This is a genomic window from Pseudomonas sp. RC10-4-2 (assembly GCF_050433085.1).
In the GTDB taxonomy this organism is placed as follows: Bacteria; Pseudomonadota; Gammaproteobacteria; order Pseudomonadales; family Pseudomonadaceae; genus Pseudomonas; species Pseudomonas aeruginosa.
The window spans coordinates 1,541,577-1,556,773 of record NZ_JBNPXX010000001.1 but is presented as its reverse complement, the minus strand read 5'-3'; the positions used below and the strand labels follow the sequence as shown (position 1 = coordinate 1,556,773).

At 67.9% G+C, this 15,197-nt stretch carries 14 protein-coding genes; 10 read left to right on the top strand and 4 right to left on the bottom strand.

Going from position 1 to position 15,197, the window contains the following annotated elements; all coding sequences use genetic code 11:
• The first annotated feature begins 44 nt into the window (after nt 1–44).
• The 3 genes from FHW81_RS07320 (at nt 45) to FHW81_RS07310 (ending at nt 2,774) form a co-directional block, all read left to right on the top strand.
• The gene (locus FHW81_RS07320) at nt 45–497 is read left to right on the top strand and encodes a hypothetical protein (RefSeq protein WP_003115276.1); all 453 of its coding nucleotides are present in this window, start codon (nt 45–47) and stop codon (nt 495–497) included.
• A 133-nt stretch (nt 498–630) separates the two neighbouring features.
• Complete coding sequence (gene htpX, locus FHW81_RS07315; protein WP_003090915.1) at nt 631–1,506, top strand: protease HtpX; 876 nt, start codon at nt 631–633, stop codon at nt 1,504–1,506.
• A 140-nt stretch (nt 1,507–1,646) separates the two neighbouring features.
• On the top strand, nt 1,647–2,774 hold the full coding sequence (locus FHW81_RS07310; RefSeq protein WP_003114765.1) for a M14 family metallopeptidase: 1,128 nt from the start codon (nt 1,647–1,649) through the stop codon (nt 2,772–2,774).
• 31 nt (nt 2,775–2,805) lie between these two features.
• On the opposite strand, the gene FHW81_RS07305 is transcribed toward FHW81_RS07310, so the two are convergent.
• Nucleotides 2,806–3,462, bottom strand: coding sequence for a thiopurine S-methyltransferase (locus tag FHW81_RS07305; protein WP_003106082.1), 657 nt, complete (start codon nt 3,460–3,462; stop codon nt 2,806–2,808).
• A gap of 55 nt (nt 3,463–3,517) precedes the next feature.
• A complete protein-coding gene (locus FHW81_RS07300; RefSeq protein WP_003106084.1) occupies nt 3,518–3,964 on the bottom strand; it encodes a universal stress protein in 447 nt (148 codons plus the stop codon).
• Nucleotides 3,965–4,093: 129 nt separating this feature from the next.
• Between FHW81_RS07300 and FHW81_RS07295 the strand changes: the two genes are divergently transcribed.
• From FHW81_RS07295 to FHW81_RS07270, 6 genes are all read left to right on the top strand, one after another.
• Nucleotides 4,094–5,053, top strand: a complete 960-nt coding sequence (locus tag FHW81_RS07295; protein WP_003143729.1) for a LysR family transcriptional regulator — start codon at nt 4,094–4,096, stop codon at nt 5,051–5,053.
• 137 nt (nt 5,054–5,190) lie between these two features.
• Nucleotides 5,191–6,783 carry an MFS transporter gene (locus FHW81_RS07290; RefSeq protein ID WP_003114761.1) on the top strand — a complete coding sequence of 531 codons (1,593 nt, stop codon included), beginning with the start codon at nt 5,191–5,193 and terminating at the stop codon, nt 6,781–6,783.
• Between the two features lie 11 nt (nt 6,784–6,794).
• Nucleotides 6,795–7,859 (top strand): HlyD family secretion protein, encoded by a 1,065-nt coding sequence (locus FHW81_RS07285; RefSeq protein WP_009876715.1) that lies wholly within the window; start codon nt 6,795–6,797, stop codon nt 7,857–7,859.
• Nucleotides 7,856–9,295 (top strand): efflux transporter outer membrane subunit, encoded by a 1,440-nt coding sequence (locus FHW81_RS07280; RefSeq protein ID WP_003114759.1) that lies wholly within the window; start codon nt 7,856–7,858, stop codon nt 9,293–9,295. Before FHW81_RS07285 ends, FHW81_RS07280 begins: the two co-directional genes overlap by 4 nt.
• A 36-nt stretch (nt 9,296–9,331) precedes the next feature.
• Complete coding sequence (locus FHW81_RS07275) at nt 9,332–10,303, top strand: LysR family transcriptional regulator (protein WP_003106096.1); 972 nt, start codon at nt 9,332–9,334, stop codon at nt 10,301–10,303.
• Nucleotides 10,304–10,393: 90 nt separating this feature from the next.
• A complete protein-coding gene (locus FHW81_RS07270) occupies nt 10,394–11,164 on the top strand; it encodes a DODA-type extradiol aromatic ring-opening family dioxygenase (RefSeq protein ID WP_003106098.1) in 771 nt (256 codons plus the stop codon).
• Nucleotides 11,165–11,530: 366 nt separating this feature from the next.
• Here the strand turns inward: FHW81_RS07270 and FHW81_RS07265 are convergent, their stop codons facing one another.
• Nucleotides 11,531–13,234, bottom strand: coding sequence for a DEAD/DEAH box helicase (locus tag FHW81_RS07265; protein ID WP_003119873.1), 1,704 nt, complete (start codon nt 13,232–13,234; stop codon nt 11,531–11,533).
• A gap of 310 nt (nt 13,235–13,544) precedes the next feature.
• On the opposite strand from FHW81_RS07265, the gene FHW81_RS07260 reads away from it, so the two are divergent.
• A complete protein-coding gene (locus FHW81_RS07260) occupies nt 13,545–14,336 on the top strand; it encodes a crotonase/enoyl-CoA hydratase family protein (protein WP_003104155.1) in 792 nt (263 codons plus the stop codon).
• A gap of 25 nt (nt 14,337–14,361) precedes the next feature.
• Here FHW81_RS07260 and FHW81_RS07255 read toward each other — a convergent pair whose 3' ends face one another.
• Nucleotides 14,362–15,111 carry a spermidine synthase gene (locus FHW81_RS07255; protein WP_003119872.1) on the bottom strand — a complete coding sequence of 250 codons (750 nt, stop codon included), beginning with the start codon at nt 15,109–15,111 and terminating at the stop codon, nt 14,362–14,364.
• Between the last annotated feature and the right edge of the window lie 86 nt (nt 15,112–15,197).

Here is a 15,197-nt window from a genome sequence, read left to right as displayed (position 1 = left end):
GCTCCCGCGGCGCCGCTGGCGCCGCCCTGCCCGGCGACCCATCCATGGACCTGCAGATCGACGACTTCCACAAGGACGCCGCTGGCGGCCTCCTGCTTCTCTACCAGGCGTTTCCGCGCAAGACCGCGCTCTACGTCGAAGACCTGATCGGCCGCGAGGCGCCGGACGAGTTCGGCCTGCCGAGCAAACGTCACCAAAGTTGTCTGGGCGCGTTGCTCTGGCTCGCCGAGGAAGGCTACCTGCGCTTCGCCAACACCATTCATTACGAGGCTCTCGACCAGGCGGTACTCAGCGAAAAGGCCTTCCTAAGACTTACCCGTATCGTCCCCCGGGCCGCGGCGGCGCTGGCCGAGGCGCCGGCCAGCGTGCGCCGCGAACAGGCCAGCCTGGCCAACCAGTTGCGCCAGGCGCTGGCGCAGGGCGACGGCGAACGCCTGGCCGGGCTGACCCGACTGCTGTTCGAGGGCAATCTGGGCGCGCAAGGCGACACAGTTTGAAATAGTCCCTCGATTGAATCGCCATGGACCGCCCCTTATATAACCCCGCATGATTATCAGGAGCCCGTTCGCCCGCCCCGGCGGCCTGCGAACCGCGCTCCGTGCCTTCAGCCGTGAGGAGAAGCTTTACACCATGATGCGCATCCTGTTGTTCCTGGCCACCAACCTGGCAGTCCTGGTGATTGCCAGCATCACCCTGAAACTGCTCGGGGTGGACCGCTTCACCGGCCAGAATTACGGCAGCCTGCTGGTCTTCTGCGCCGTGTTCGGTTTCGCCGGTTCGCTGGTCTCGCTGTTCATCTCCAAGTGGATGGCGAAGATGAGCACCGGTACCGAAGTCATCAGCCAGCCGCGCACCCGTCACGAACAGTGGCTGCTGCAAACCGTCGAAGAGCTGTCCCGCGAAGCCGGCATCAAGATGCCGGAGGTCGGCATCTTCCCCGCCTACGAGGCCAACGCCTTCGCCACCGGCTGGAACAAGAACGACGCGCTGGTCGCGGTCAGCCAGGGCCTGCTCGAACGTTTCTCGCCCGATGAGGTGAAAGCCGTCCTCGCCCACGAGATCGGTCACGTCGCCAACGGCGACATGGTCACCCTGGCATTGATCCAGGGCGTGGTGAACACCTTCGTGATGTTCTTCGCGCGGATCTTCGGCAACTTCGTCGACAAGGCCATCCTGAAGAACGAGGACGGCCCGGGCATCGGCTACTTCGTCGCGACCATCTTCGCCGAACTGGTGCTCGGCATCCTCGCCAGCATCATCGTCATGTGGTTCTCGCGCCGCCGCGAGTTCCGCGCCGACGCCGCCGGCGCCCACCTGGCCGGCACCGGCGCGATGATCGCCGCGCTGCAACGCCTGCGTTCGGAACAGGGCGTGCCGGTGCAGATGCCCGACACCCTGAACGCCTTCGGCATCAATGGCGGCCTCAAGCACGGCCTGGCCGGCCTGCTGATGAGCCACCCGCCGCTGGAAGATCGTATCGAAGCGCTGCGCGCCAGCGCACGCTGATCCGCTTTCACACTTGGGACAGGGCGACCATCGGTCGCCCTTTTTTTATGCCCGGGAAAGCCACCTATCCATGGTCGCTTTGACAGCCGCGAGCCAGCCCCGGAACATGCGGGTCCGTGATTTCGCCCGATGAGGTTCCCATGCAGATCCGCGCCGATTTCGACAGCGGCAACATCCAGGTCATCGATGCCAGCGATCCCCGCCGGATCCGCCTGGCGATCCGTCCCGACCTGGCCAGCCAGCATTTCCAGTGGTTCCACTTCAAGGTCGAGGGCATGGCTCCCGCCACCGAGCACTGCTTCACCCTGGTCAACGCCGGCCAGTCGGCCTACAGCCATGCCTGGAGCGGCTACCAGGCAGTCGCCTCGTACGATGGCGAACGCTGGTTCCGCGTGCCGTCGCAATACGACGCCGACGGCCTGCATTTCCAGCTGGAACCGGAGGAAAGCGAAGTCCGCTTCGCCTACTTCGAGCCCTACAGCCGCGAACGGCATGCCCGCCTGGTCGAACGTGCGCTCGGCATCGAGGGCGTCGAACGGCTCGCCGTCGGCACCAGCGTGCAAGGCCGCGACATCGAATTGCTGCGGGTCAGGCGCCATCCCGACAGCCACCTGAAGCTGTGGGTCATCGCCCAGCAGCATCCCGGCGAACACATGGCCGAATGGTTCATGGAAGGCCTGATCGAGCGCCTGCAGCGGCCGGACGATACGGAAATGCAGCGCCTGCTGGAAAAGGCCGACCTGTACCTGGTGCCGAACATGAACCCGGACGGCGCGTTCCACGGCAACCTGCGCACCAACGCCGCCGGCCAGGATCTCAACCGGGCCTGGCTGGAGCCGAGCGCCGAGCGCAGCCCGGAAGTCTGGTTCGTCCAGCAGGAGATGAAGCGCCATGGCGTCGACCTGTTCCTCGACATCCACGGCGACGAGGAAATCCCCCACGTATTCGCCGCCGGCTGCGAGGGCAACCCGGGCTATACGCCCCGCCTGGAACGGCTCGAGCAACGCTTCCGCGAGGAACTGATGGCGCGCGGCGAATTCCAGATCCGCCATGGCTACCCACGCAGTGCGCCGGGCCAGGCCAACCTGGCGCTGGCCTGCAACTTCGTCGGGCAGACCTACGACTGCCTGGCGTTCACCATCGAGATGCCGTTCAAGGACCACGACGACAACCCGGAGCCCGGGACCGGCTGGTCCGGCGCCCGCTCCAAGCGGCTCGGCCAGGACGTCCTGAGCACCCTTGCGGTGCTGGTCGACGAACTCCGCTGAAAATGGACGGGGCGCCGCGCGGCGCCCCGTTTCAGCCTCTCTCCAGCAGGTAGACGGCCTCGTCCAGCCAGGACACCCCGCGCTCGAGGAATTTCCAGTTGACGCCGAGCACGTCGCCGCGCTCCAGTTCCTCGATCCGCCAACCGCCAGCGTAGTAGCCACGCACCTCCTCGTCGGGCACGGCGAACGGCGGACCGGCCATCTCCGCCTGCGGGTAGTCGATGGTGACCAGCAAGCCGAGGCTGCGCGTCGGCAGGACCGCCTGGAGATGCCCGGCATAGCGCTCGCGCATCTCCGGCGGCAGGGCGATCAGCGCGGCGCGGTCGTAGAACGCCCTGCACTGCGCCAGGTGCTCTGCCTGCAAGGCGAAGAAATCACCCTGCAGCAGGGTGATGCCGGCGACCCGGTAGCGGCGGAAACCATCCAGTTGATCGATCTCGGGGCGCAGGTCGTGCTCCTCGAAGAAGTCGCTCACGGCCTTTTCCGAAAGCTCCACCCCCAGCACCTCCAGTCCCTGGGCGGCCAGCCAGGCCAGGTCCAGGGTCTTGCCGCACAACGGCACCAGGATCTGTTCGCCCGCTTGCAGTCGCAGCCGCGACAGGTGGCGCATCAGGTAGGGATTGATCTCGTCCAGGTGGAAGCCGATCTGGTTGTTCGCCCAGCGGGCGTGCCAAAAATCCGCCTGCATCCTGTCCTCCGCATTCGTGGGAAAAACCGCAAGGTGGCGACAATCGGCCGGCAGGTCAACTCCCCTGCGCATCTCCCTCGCGCACTTCCACCAGCACCGGACACGGCGCCTCGCGGATCACCCGGTCGCCGACCGAAGGATCGAGCAGGCGCTCCAGCCGTCCCAGGTGCCGATGGCCGATGACGATCAGCTCGCAGCCCAGGCGCCGCGCCTCGCCCAGGATCACCTGCACCGGGTCGCCGGCACGCAGCTCGGCCCGTACCTCCAGCTCGCACCCGGCTAGCAGCGCACAAGCCTCGTCGAGCACCTGCCGAGCCTCTTCGCACTCGTGCGCGGCGGGCGGATAGTCGAGCAGCGTCGGCCGGCCCGGCAACGCATAGCCGGCGTCCACCGCGCACAGCAGGTGGACCCGCGCGCCCGGCGCGGCGGCCTGCCGCGCCAGCTCGGCAATGCGACGGGTCTGCGGGCCGCCGTCGATGGCGACCAGGAGCGTATGGAACATCGGCAAATCCTCGGATAGAGCGTGCACCGGCATTCTTCGGCAGCCACCGGTGCGCGTAAAGGCACCGCGAACGCAATCCAGCAATGCAGCGAACGCACGCCTGGGAGAACGAAAGACTGCACCCTGCGCATGCCAGCGTGCTTATACTTCCACTCCATGCATCTTCCCGATCTGAATCTCCTGGTCGCCCTCAACGTTCTTCTCGAAGAGGGCAGCGTGGTCGGAGCCGCGCGTCGCATGCACCTCAGCCCACCGGCGATGAGCCGTACCCTGTCACGGATCCGCGAGGCGGTAGGCGACCCGATCATGGTCCGCGCCGGCCGCAAGCTGGTGCCCACGCCCCGTGCCCTGGAACTGCAGGAGCAGGTCCGGCAACTGGTGGACCAGGCCCGCGACCTGTTCAACACTCGCGAGACCATCCAACTGGACAAGCTGGAGCGCTGCTTCACCCTGCGTTCCAACAACACCCTGGTCGGCGGTCTGTCGATACGCCTGCTGGAGATCTTCGCCGAGGAGGCGCCGCGCTGCACCCTGCGCTTCGTGCAGGAGTCGGACATCGACGACGAGGCACTGCGGCAGAACCGCATCGACCTCTACATCGGCGCCTCGTCCTGGATGGAACCCGAGGTCAAGACCCAGCAGTTGCTCACCACCCGCTTCGTCGGCCTGGCCCGCCAGGGGCACCCGATCTTCGACGGCGAGATCACTCCGCAGCGCTTCGTCGCTTTTCCGCATATCGCCGTCTCGCGTCGTGGCCTCAACCATGGACCGCTGGACCAGGCCCTGGGAGAACTCGGCCTGAAGCGCGACGTCAAGCTGATCAGCCCGACCTTCCACTCGGCGATCTTCGCCCTGCCCGGCTCCGACCTGCTGCTGCCGATCGCCGAGCATTCCCTGTGGCGGGCCAACCGACTGGGCCTGGGCCTGCGCCAGTTCGACATCCCGGTGCCGTTGAAGACCGTGATGGTGGTCCAGGCCTGGCATCCACGCTTCGACAACGATCCCGCGCACCGCTGGTTCCGGCAAACGATCAAGCGGATTTGCGAGGAAGTGCAGAGCGATCCCCATCCGCTGCTTGGCTCCAACTGAAACAGATGCACAAAATGCACTGATTCATTTCGATCATTTCAATTTTCACACTACCGGGACGCTCCTAGACTGCGGCGGAAATCAGAAGAGTTTCCGCCCATGCCTTGTTTCCCCACCCTCGCCGTAGCGAGGTCGCGATGACTTCGCTCGCCACCCCGCTCGGCCAGCCGACGCCAACCGCAGCCCCCGCCGCCCAGCCTTTCGGCACGCGCATCGTGGTAGGCCTGCTCGGCGTGCTGCTCGCCTCGCTCACCGCCGGTCTCAATGGTCATGTCACCGAGATCGCCATGACCGATGTGCGCGGCGCACTCGCCATTGGCCATGACGAAGGCACCTGGCTGACCGTGCTCTACGAAGCCACCCAGGTCGCCGCCATGGCATTCGCGCCCTGGTGTTCGGTGACCTTTTCCCTGCGCCGCTTCACGCTCTTCGCCATCGGCGGCTTCGCCCTGCTGGCCCTGCTCTGTCCGTTCGCGCCGAACCTCGAGAGCCTGCTGGTCCTGCGCACCCTGCAAGGGCTGATGGCCGGCTGCCTGCCGCCGATGCTGATGACCGTGGCGCTACGCTTCCTGCCACCCGGGATAAAGCTCTATGGCCTGGGCGCCTATGCCCTCACCGCGACCTTCGGGCCCAACCTGGGCCTGCCACTGGCGGCGTTCTGGTTCGAATACGTCGGCTGGCAGTGGGTGTTCTGGCAGGTCATTCCACTGTGCCTGGTGGCGATGGCCGCGGTGTCCCATGGCATCCCCCAGGACCCGGTGCGCCTGGAACGCTTCCGCCAGTTCGACGGCATCGGCCTGCTCACCGGCTTCCCGGCGATCTGCGCCCTGGTGATCGGTCTGCTGCAAGGCGAACGCCTGGACTGGTTCGAGTCGCCGCTGATCTGCCTGCTGCTGGGCAGCGGCAGCCTCCTGCTGGGGCTGTTCCTGGTCAACGAATGGAGCCACCCGCTGCCGTTCTTCCGCCTGCAGTTGCTGAAGCGCCGCAACCTGACCTTCGCCCTGATCACCCTGGCCGGCGTGCTGGTGGTGCTCGGCGCGAGCATGGGCGTGCCGACCGAATTCCTCGCCGAGATCCGCGGCTACCGCCCCCTGCAGAGCGTACCCATGGTGTTGCTGGTGGCCCTTCCGCAGCTCGTCGCACTGCCGCTGGTGGCGGCCCTCTGTAACATCCCGCGGGTCGACTGCCGCTGGGTGCTGGCCTGCGGCCTGTGCCTGTGCGCCGGTGCCTGCCTGAGCTTCAGCCAACTGACGGCGGACTGGGTGCGCGAGGACTTCTACCTGCCGATGCTGTTACTGGTGGTCGGCCAGCCGATGGCGGTGATTCCGCTGCTGATGCTCTCCACCAGCGTCATCGCGCCCATCGAGGGACCCTTCGCCTCGGCCTGGTTCAACACCGTCCGCGGCTTCTCCGGGGTAGTCGCCACCGCGGTGATCGGCGCCCTCGGCACCGCCCGCGAGCACTACCACTCCAACCGCCTGGTGGATCACCTGGGCAATGCGCCCCAGGCCGTCGAACTGCGCCTGCAACAGATCGCCGGCCTGCAACCGGGCGCCGACTCCGGCGCGCACTGGCAGCACCTGGCCGAACAGGCCCGCCAACAGGCCCAGGTGCTGGGCAACGCCGACGTGCTGCTGGCAATGGCCGGCCTGGCCTGCGCCCTGCTGATCCTGATTCCGATCCTGCCGCAACGGGCCTACCCGCCCCGCCCGGTCGCTCCCACACACTGAAAGGTCGCTGTATGTCGTTCATCACTTCGCGCAAGGGCAGCCTGCTGCTCGCCGCCCTGCTGGTCCTGACCCTACTGGTCTACCTGCTGTTCCACCTGCTCGCCCCACGGGTCGTGCAGAGCACCGACGACGCCTATGTGCACGCCGATTTCACCCTGGTCGCGCCGAAAGTCGCCGGCTTCGTCCAGGACGTTCTGGTCGAGGACAACCAGCCGGTCAAGGCCGGCCAGTTGCTCGCCCGCCTCGACGACCGCGACTTCCGCACCGCCCTGGCCGCCGCCGAAGCCGACGTGCTCGGTGCCGAGGCCAACCTGGCCAATGCCGAGGCCAACCTGCAACGCCAGCAGGCGCTGATCGAACAGGCGCGGGCCAAGGTCCGCGCCGAGCAGGCCGAGCTGGTCTTCGCCCGTCACGAGCAAAGCCGCTACCAGACCCTCGCCAGCAAGGGCGCCGGCAGCCTGCAGAACGCCCAGCAGGCGCAATCGCGGATCGATACCGCCAGCGCCCGGCTGGCCGAGGGCCAGGCCGCGGTGGATGCCACGCGCAAGCAGGTGAGCGTCCTCGAAGCCCGCGTCGGCCAGGCCCGTGGCGACCTGCAACGCATGCAGGCGCGACGCGACCAGGCCCGCCTGGACCTCTCCTACTGCGAACTCCGCGCCCCCTTCGACGGCCAGGTCGGTCGCCGCCAACTGCGCGTCGGCGCCTATGTCACGCCGGGCAGCGCGCTGCTGGCGGTGGTGCCACTGCAGCAGGCCTACGTGGTCGGCAATTTCCAGGAAACCCAACTGACCCACGTCTCTCCCGGACAGGCCGTGGAAATCCGCGTCGACACCTTCCCCGGCAAGGTTCTGCGCGGCCATGTCGACAGCATCGCACCGGCCACCGGCCTGAGCTTCGCGCCGATCGCCCCGGACAACGCCACCGGCAACTTCACCAAGGTGGTCCAGCGGATCCCGGTGAAGATCGTTCTCGAGCCGCGCCAGGCCATGGCGGGCAAGTTGCGTGTGGGCATGTCGGTGGAAGCACGGATCGACACCGCGACCGGCACCCGCTCCGCCGAGGTCGCCCAGCAATGAAAGGCACTCCGCTCCTGCTTATTGCCAGCCTGGCACTCGGCGCCTGCAGCCTCGGCCCCGACTTCACCCGCCCGGACCGCCCTGCGCCCGGCGAATGGTCGCTCCAGGCCGCTGCCGGCAACCCCAGCCACCTCGCCGCCGCGCCGCTCGCAGCCCAATGGTGGACGCTGTTCGACGACGCGCAATTGAACGCCCTGCTGCAACGGGTCCAGCGTGCCAACCTCGACCTGCGCAGCGCCGCGGCGCGCCTGCAGCAGAGCCGCGCGATCCGTCGCAGCCTCGGCGGTGACGCCCTGCCCTCGGTGGACGCCAGCGGCAACTACCAGCGCCAGCGGACCACCAGCGCCGGCCTGTTCGATCCCTCCGGCAAGGCCGGCAAAGGCAACTACAACCACGCCCTGGCCGGCTTCGACGCCTCCTGGGAGCTGGACTTCTGGGGCCGCGTGCGACGCGAGCTGGAAGCCGCCGACGCGACGGTGGAAGCCAGCGAGAACGAACTGCGCGACGTGCAGGTCTCGGTGCTGGCGGAAGCCGCGCGCGACTATATCCAGTTGCGCGGCGAACAGAACCGTGCGGCGATCATCCGCGACAACCTCGAGACCGCACGGCGCAGCCTGGAACTCACCCGCACGCGCCTGGCCAACGGCGTCGCCACCGACCTCGAGGTAGCCCAGGCGCTGGCCCAGGTGGCCAGCATGGAGGCACGCCTGCCCGAGGTGGAAAAGAACCAGGCGCACCTGGTCAACGCCCTTGGCTACCTGGTCGGTGCCAGCCCCGGCAGCCTGCTCGCCGAACTCGGCCCGGCGCGGGCGATTCCGCGTCCGCCGGGCAGCGTGCCGGTCGGCCTGCCGTCCGAACTGGCCCAGCGCCGCCCCGACATCCGCCGTGCCGAAGCACGCCTGCACGCCGCTACCGCCAGCATCGGCGTGGCCAAGGCGGACTTCTATCCGCGCATCACGCTCAACGGCAACTTCGGTTTCGAATCCCTGCAACTGTCCAGCCTGGGCGACTGGGACCATCGCCAGTTCGCCATCGGCCCGGCGTTCAGCCTGCCGATCTTCGAAGGCGGACGCCTGCGCGGACGCCTGGAGCTACGTGAGGCACAGCAGCAGGAAGCCGCCATCGACTACCAGCGCACCGTGCTGCGTGCCTGGCAGGAAGTCGACGACGCGATGCACGACTACGCCGCCAACCAGCGCCGCCAGGAGCGCCTCGGCGAAGCCGTGGCGCAGAACCGCCGCGCCCTGCAGAGCGCCCGCGAGCAATACCGCGCCGGCGCGGTGGACTTCCTCAGCGTGCTCGACAGCCAGCGGCAACTGCTGGACAACCAGGAACAGCAGGTCGCCAGCGACGAAGCGGTGTCGCTGACCCTGGTCAACCTCTACAAGGCGCTGGGCGGCGGCTGGAGCCCAACGTCCGACCCGGCGTCGGGCTGAGACGGCGCCGGGCGCGGACCGGCGAAGGAGTTGGAAATGGACCTGCTGCAAGGTATCCGGACCTTCGTCCGCGTGGTGGAGCACGGCAGCTTCACCCAGGCCGCCCAAGCGCTGGGGACCTCTCCGGCGACCGTTTCGCGCCAGGTCGCCGGGCTCGAACAGGCGCTCTCGGCGCGCCTGCTGCAACGCAATACGCGCAGCGTCGTGGTGACGGAAAGCGGTCTGCGCTACTACGAGCATTGCAAGCAGATCCTACGCACGGTCGCCGCCGCCGCGGCGGACGTCGAAGACAGCCAGTCCCACGCCAGCGGTCGCCTGCGCCTCCACGCGGTGACCGAACTGGGCCTCGAGCACCTGATGCCGCTACTGGTGGACTACCTGGACGGCCATCCGGACGTCTCCGTCGACCTCACGCTGGCCCAGGGCACCCCGGCCCTGCTCGAGGAAGGCCTGGACGTGCTGATCACCCTCGGCCGAACCTTGCCGGACTCGACCCTGGTCGCCCGCGATCTCGGCCAGGTGTTCAGCGTGGTCTGTGCCGCGCCGGAATACCTGGCACGGCATGGCGTGCCACGCACGCCGGAGGACCTGCTGCGGCATCGCTGCCTGAACGTGGCCGCGCCGTCCTGCCCGCAGGGCTGGGCCTTCGTCGGCGAACGCGGCGAAACGCTGCTCGATCTCGACGAGGCGCTCAAGGTCAACCTTCCCGAGGCCGCCTGCGCCGCCGCCGCGGCCGGGCTCGGCGTCTGCCTGCTGCCCGGCTTCGTCGCCGCCCGCGCGCTGCAGGAAGGCAGCCTGTTGCGGCTACTGCCGGGCCATCGACTGCATGTCCGCGAGGTGTTCGTGCTGTACTCCTCGCGGCGCTACCTGGACGCCAAGATCCGCACCTGGGTGGACTTCCTCAGGGAACGCCTGCCCCTGGCGTTCGAGCGTGACCGGGCGATCCTCGACGATCGGCGCTACTGGGCGGAAAGCCCAACCGGCGTAGCGCGCGAGACCGCGACCTAACGCCTGGGTCGATAGGTATCCTCAAAAACATATACTGGTTTTCGATTGATCGAGGGAGGAACATGGCTCATCCGAGTCACGAGGTGAATCATGCTACCGACTCTCTATATTTCCCACGGCTCACCGATGCTCGCCCTCGAACCGGGCGCCAGCGGCGTACAACTGCGCCGCCTGGCTACAGAGCTGCCGCGGCCGAAGGCGATCCTGGTGGTTTCCGCGCACTGGGAAAGCGACGACCTGCGGGTAACCGGCGCCGCGGTGCCGGATATCTGGCACGACTTCTACGGCTTTCCGCCGCCCCTCTACGCCGTGCGCTACCCGGCCAAAGGCGAGCCGGCGCTGGCACAGCGGACGATCGAACTGCTCCAGGCCGCCGGCCTGCCGGCCCAGGCCGACCCACAGCGACCATTCGACCACGGCACCTGGGTGCCGCTGAGCCTGATGTACCCGCAGGCGGACATCCCGGTGCTCCAGCTGTCCCTGCCGAGCCGCCTCGGTCCGGCCCTGCAGAGCCGCGTCGGCCAGGCCCTGCGCCAACTGCGCGGGGAAGGCGTGCTGCTGATCGGTTCCGGCAGCATCACCCACAACCTGGGCGAACTGGACTGGCGCGCCGGGCCGGAAGCCATCGCGCCCTGGGCGCGGGAGTTCCGTGACTGGATGGTGGAAAAGCTCCAGGCCGACGACGAGGCCGCGCTTCACGACTACCGCCGGCAGGCGCCCTGGGCGGCGCGCAACCACCCCAGCGACGAGCACCTGCTGCCACTGTTCTTCGCCCGCGGCGCTGGCGGCGGCGGGATGCGCGTCGAGCACAGCGGCTTTACCCTGGGCTCGTTGGGGATGGATATCTATCGCTTCGATTGACAGGGTTTCTCGGGGGACTGGCGGAGAGCATCGGCTTCCCGCCGCAAGCTGGGTGGACTCGGCTGGCAGCCAGGAAATCGCGAGCGACATAGTCCTGTAGCGCGAATAACGCCATAGGCGTTATCCGCGATGTCATGGATAGGCGGCGGATCAGGGCTCCGGTATGTGCAGGTCTGGCATGCACGACGTGGTGCCTGCCCTAGCGGCTGGGCGAGTCCTTTGTTTCCTTTAGACGCTTGCCAAAGGGACTCGCCCGGGGTGACGAAGCGAGAAGCCGGGGCAGGCGCGAAAAACAGCCTGGCCAGCAAACATCAAGCCCATGAAAAAGCCCCGCCGAAGCGGGGCTTTTGTTCATCGCGCTGGACCTCAGTCCTCGCGATAGCGGCGCAGGCGCAGGGCCTTGCCGGCGACGCGGGTGTCCTTGAGCTTGGTCAGCAGGCGCTCGAGATTGGCCTCGGGCAGCTCGATCAGGCTGAAGGTATCGCGAATCTGGATGCGACCGATGTCCTCGCGGGACAGGCCGCCCTCGTTGAGGATCGCGCCCAGCAGGTTCTTCGCCGCAACCCCGTCGCGCGCGCCGAGGGCAGTGCGGCAGCGGGCACGGCCTTCGCTCGGCGGCGCCATCGGACGACGCTCGCCGCTGCGCTCCGGACGCTCGCCGCGTTCGCCACGGTCGGCACGCTCGCGCGGTGCCGATGGGGTCAGCGGCTGTTCGCGGCGCACCGACTCCAGGTCCAGCGCCTTGCCGGCGGTCAGGCGTGCCAGCAATGCGGCGGCCAGGGTCTCGGCATCGCAGCCGAGGCGACGGCACAGCTCGTCGCGCACCGCGCCGCGCTGCTCGACGGCGCTGTCGAGCAAGGGCGTCAGGCTCGCGGCCAGGCGCGCCAGGCGGGCCTCCAGCACGGTCTCGGCATCCGGCAGGCGGACTTCGCCGACCTTCTGCCCGGTGACCCGCTCGATCACCTGCAGCATGCGCCGCTCGCGCGGAGTCACCAGCAACAGCGCGCGCCCTTCCCGGCCGGCACGGCCGGTACGGCCGATGCGGTGCACGTAGGACTCGGGGTCGTACGGCATGTCGATGTTCAGCACGTGGGTGATGCGCGGTACGTCCAGGCCCCGGGCGGCAACGTCGGTGGCGATGACGATGTCCAGCGAACCGTCCTTCAGCGACTCGATGACCCGCTCGCGCTGGGCCTGCGGCATGTCGCCGTTGAGCGCGGCGGCGCGGTAGCCCTGGCGCTCGAGCAATTCGGCGTAGTCGAGGGTGGCCTGCTTGGTGCGGACGAAGGCGATCAGCGCGTCGAACTGCTCGACTTCCAGCAGACGCTGGATCGAACCGGCCTTCTGGTCGGCATGGACCATCAGGTGGACCTGCTCGATGCGCGCCACGGTCTGGGTCTTGGCGGCGATCTTGACGTGCTTGGGCTGCTTCAGGTGGCGCTCGGCGATGCCACGGATGGACGCCGGCAGGGTCGCCGAGAAGAGCACGGTCTGGCGCGATTCGGGAAGCGCCTCGAAGATCACTTCCAGGTCGTCCATGAAGCCGAGCTTGAGCATCTCGTCGGCTTCGTCGAGCACCAGGCGCTGGACGGTGGCCAGCAGCTTCTCGTCGCGGCGCAGGTGGTCGCACAGGCGGCCGGGGGTAGCGACGAGGATCTGTGCGCCCTGGCGCAGGGCCTTCAGCTGCGGCCCCATGGGCGCGCCGCCGTAGACGGCGACCACGCCGACGCCCGGCAATTGCTTGGAATAGGTTTCGCAGGCGGTGGCGACCTGCAGGGCCAGCTCGCGGGTCGGCACCAGCACCAGCATCTGCGGCTCGCGGCGGCTCGGGTCGATGCGCGACAGCAGCGGCAGGGCGAACGCGGCGGTCTTGCCGGTACCGGTCTGCGCCTGGCCGATCATGTCGTGGCCTTCGAGGATCAGCGGAATCGATTGAGCCTGGATAGGCGAAGGCTCTTCGTAGCCTACGGCGACGATTGCCGCGAGCACATTGGGGTGAATACCGAGCGCGGCGAAGCCGACGGTTTCCTGAGTCATGGGTTTGCCTCGTATACATCCGCAAAGACCCATGACCCATGGCTGCTCATGCCCTGTACGGCCGAAACGGCCACCCAGGCAGCTGGGGCGGGGATTTGCGAGATTGCTTTTGAATTAGAAGATTACGTAAAGGAAATCCGCAGAGCGGATACACAGCCAGAGCACAGCGCTCCGAAAAATGCAGGTCCTGAACGGGGTCAGTTTTGACCGGCGCGCATCATACCGGAATTTTGACGTTTGTGTGCGTTTTTTCCGACATGCGTCATCGGAGAGACTGACAATGGACATCCCGATTCCAGACGTCTATACCGACGTTGCCCGCCCCCCGCCAGGAAACCGCCGCATGAACGACACCCTCCCAGGACGCATCAGCCGCGAACGGCGCGGCCACCTGCTGCTGCTCGGCCTCGACCGCGTGGCCAAGCGCAACGCCTTCGACCTGCCGATGCTCGACGACCTGGTCGCCGCGCTCGGCGAATACGAGGCCGACGACCAGTTGCGCTGTGCCCTGCTCTTCGCCCACGGCGAGCATTTCACCGCCGGGCTGGACCTGGCCAATGTCGGCGAGACCTTCCGCCAGGGCTGGAAACTCCCCGAAGGCGCCGTCGATCCCTGGGGCACCTTCGGCGGCCGGCGTCCAAGCAAGCCGCTGGTGGTGGCCGTGCAAGGCTACTGCTACACCATCGGCATCGAACTGATGCTGGCGGCCGACATCAACCTCTGCGCCAGCAACGCGCGCTTCGCCCAGCTCGAAGTGCAGCGCGGAATCCTCCCGTTCGGTGGCGCGACACTGCGCATGCATCAGGTCGCCGGCTGGGGCAACGCCATGCGCTGGCTGCTCACCGGCGACGAATTCGACGCCCACGAAGCCTATCGTCTCGGCCTGGTGCAGGAAGTCACCGCCCCGGAGGACCTCCTCGACCACGCCATCGCCCTCGCCGAACGGGTCGCGGCCCAGGCGCCGCTGGGCGTGCGCGCCACCCTCGGCTCGGCGCGCCAGGCCCTGCTGGAAGGCGAAGCGGTCGCCGCCGCTGCGTTGCCGGAAGCCGCCAGGCGCCTGCTCGACAGCGAGGACGCCAAGGAAGGCCTGCGCGCTCTCCAGGAACGCCGCCCGGGACGCTTCGAAGGACGCTAGCCGGGCCCTTGTCCGCGCGCCCTGGCTACTGGGCCGGGCGCAGGCTGTCGATATAGCCCTGCAACGAATAGCCGAGTTGCGGCTCCAGCGCCGCGGCACGCGTCCGCAGGGCTTCCTGGTCGAGTTCGAGGGCCAGGTTCGCCGGCACCAGCATCACCACGTTGCCCTCGGCCACCGGACACTCCCAGTAATGATGGTGATAGCGCCCGCGCAGCAGCGGCGCGCCCAGCGGCTTGCCATCGGTGCCGCTCCACTGGTTGATCACCAGCCAGCCATCCTCGGCGAGGCGCTCCTGGCAGGCACCGAGGAAATTCCAGGCCAGGTGCGCGGCCGACGGGCCGGTATCGGTATAGAGGTCGAGGAAGATCAGGTCGGCCTCCGCGCATTCGCCCAGGCTCTCCAGTGCGTCGCCGATGCGCAATCGCAGGCGCGGGTCGTCGCGCAGCCCCAGATGCTCGCGGGCCAGGCGCGGAATCGCCGGGCGCAGCTCGATGGCCTCGGCCTCCTCCAGCGGCAGGTGGCGCAGGCAGGCCTGGGTCAGGCTGCCGGCGCCGAAACCGAGGAACAACGCGCGACGCGGTTGCGAATGGCAGAGCCCGCCGAGCAGCATGGCGCGGGTGTAGTCGTATTCCAGCCAGGCTGGATCGGGCATGAACACGCAGCTCTGCTCGACACCGTCGCCGAACTCGAGGAAGCGATAGTCGCCGGACTCGATGACCCGGATGACCCCGTATTCGTCGCGCTCCTCGACCAGCAGACGTTCTTCGCTCACCACTCACCTCCCCCCGCCGCTTCGCCGGCTATCGCCAGGCGCTCCGGCAAAAGCACCGCAGCATAGCAAAGCCGGCCCGACGATGGATT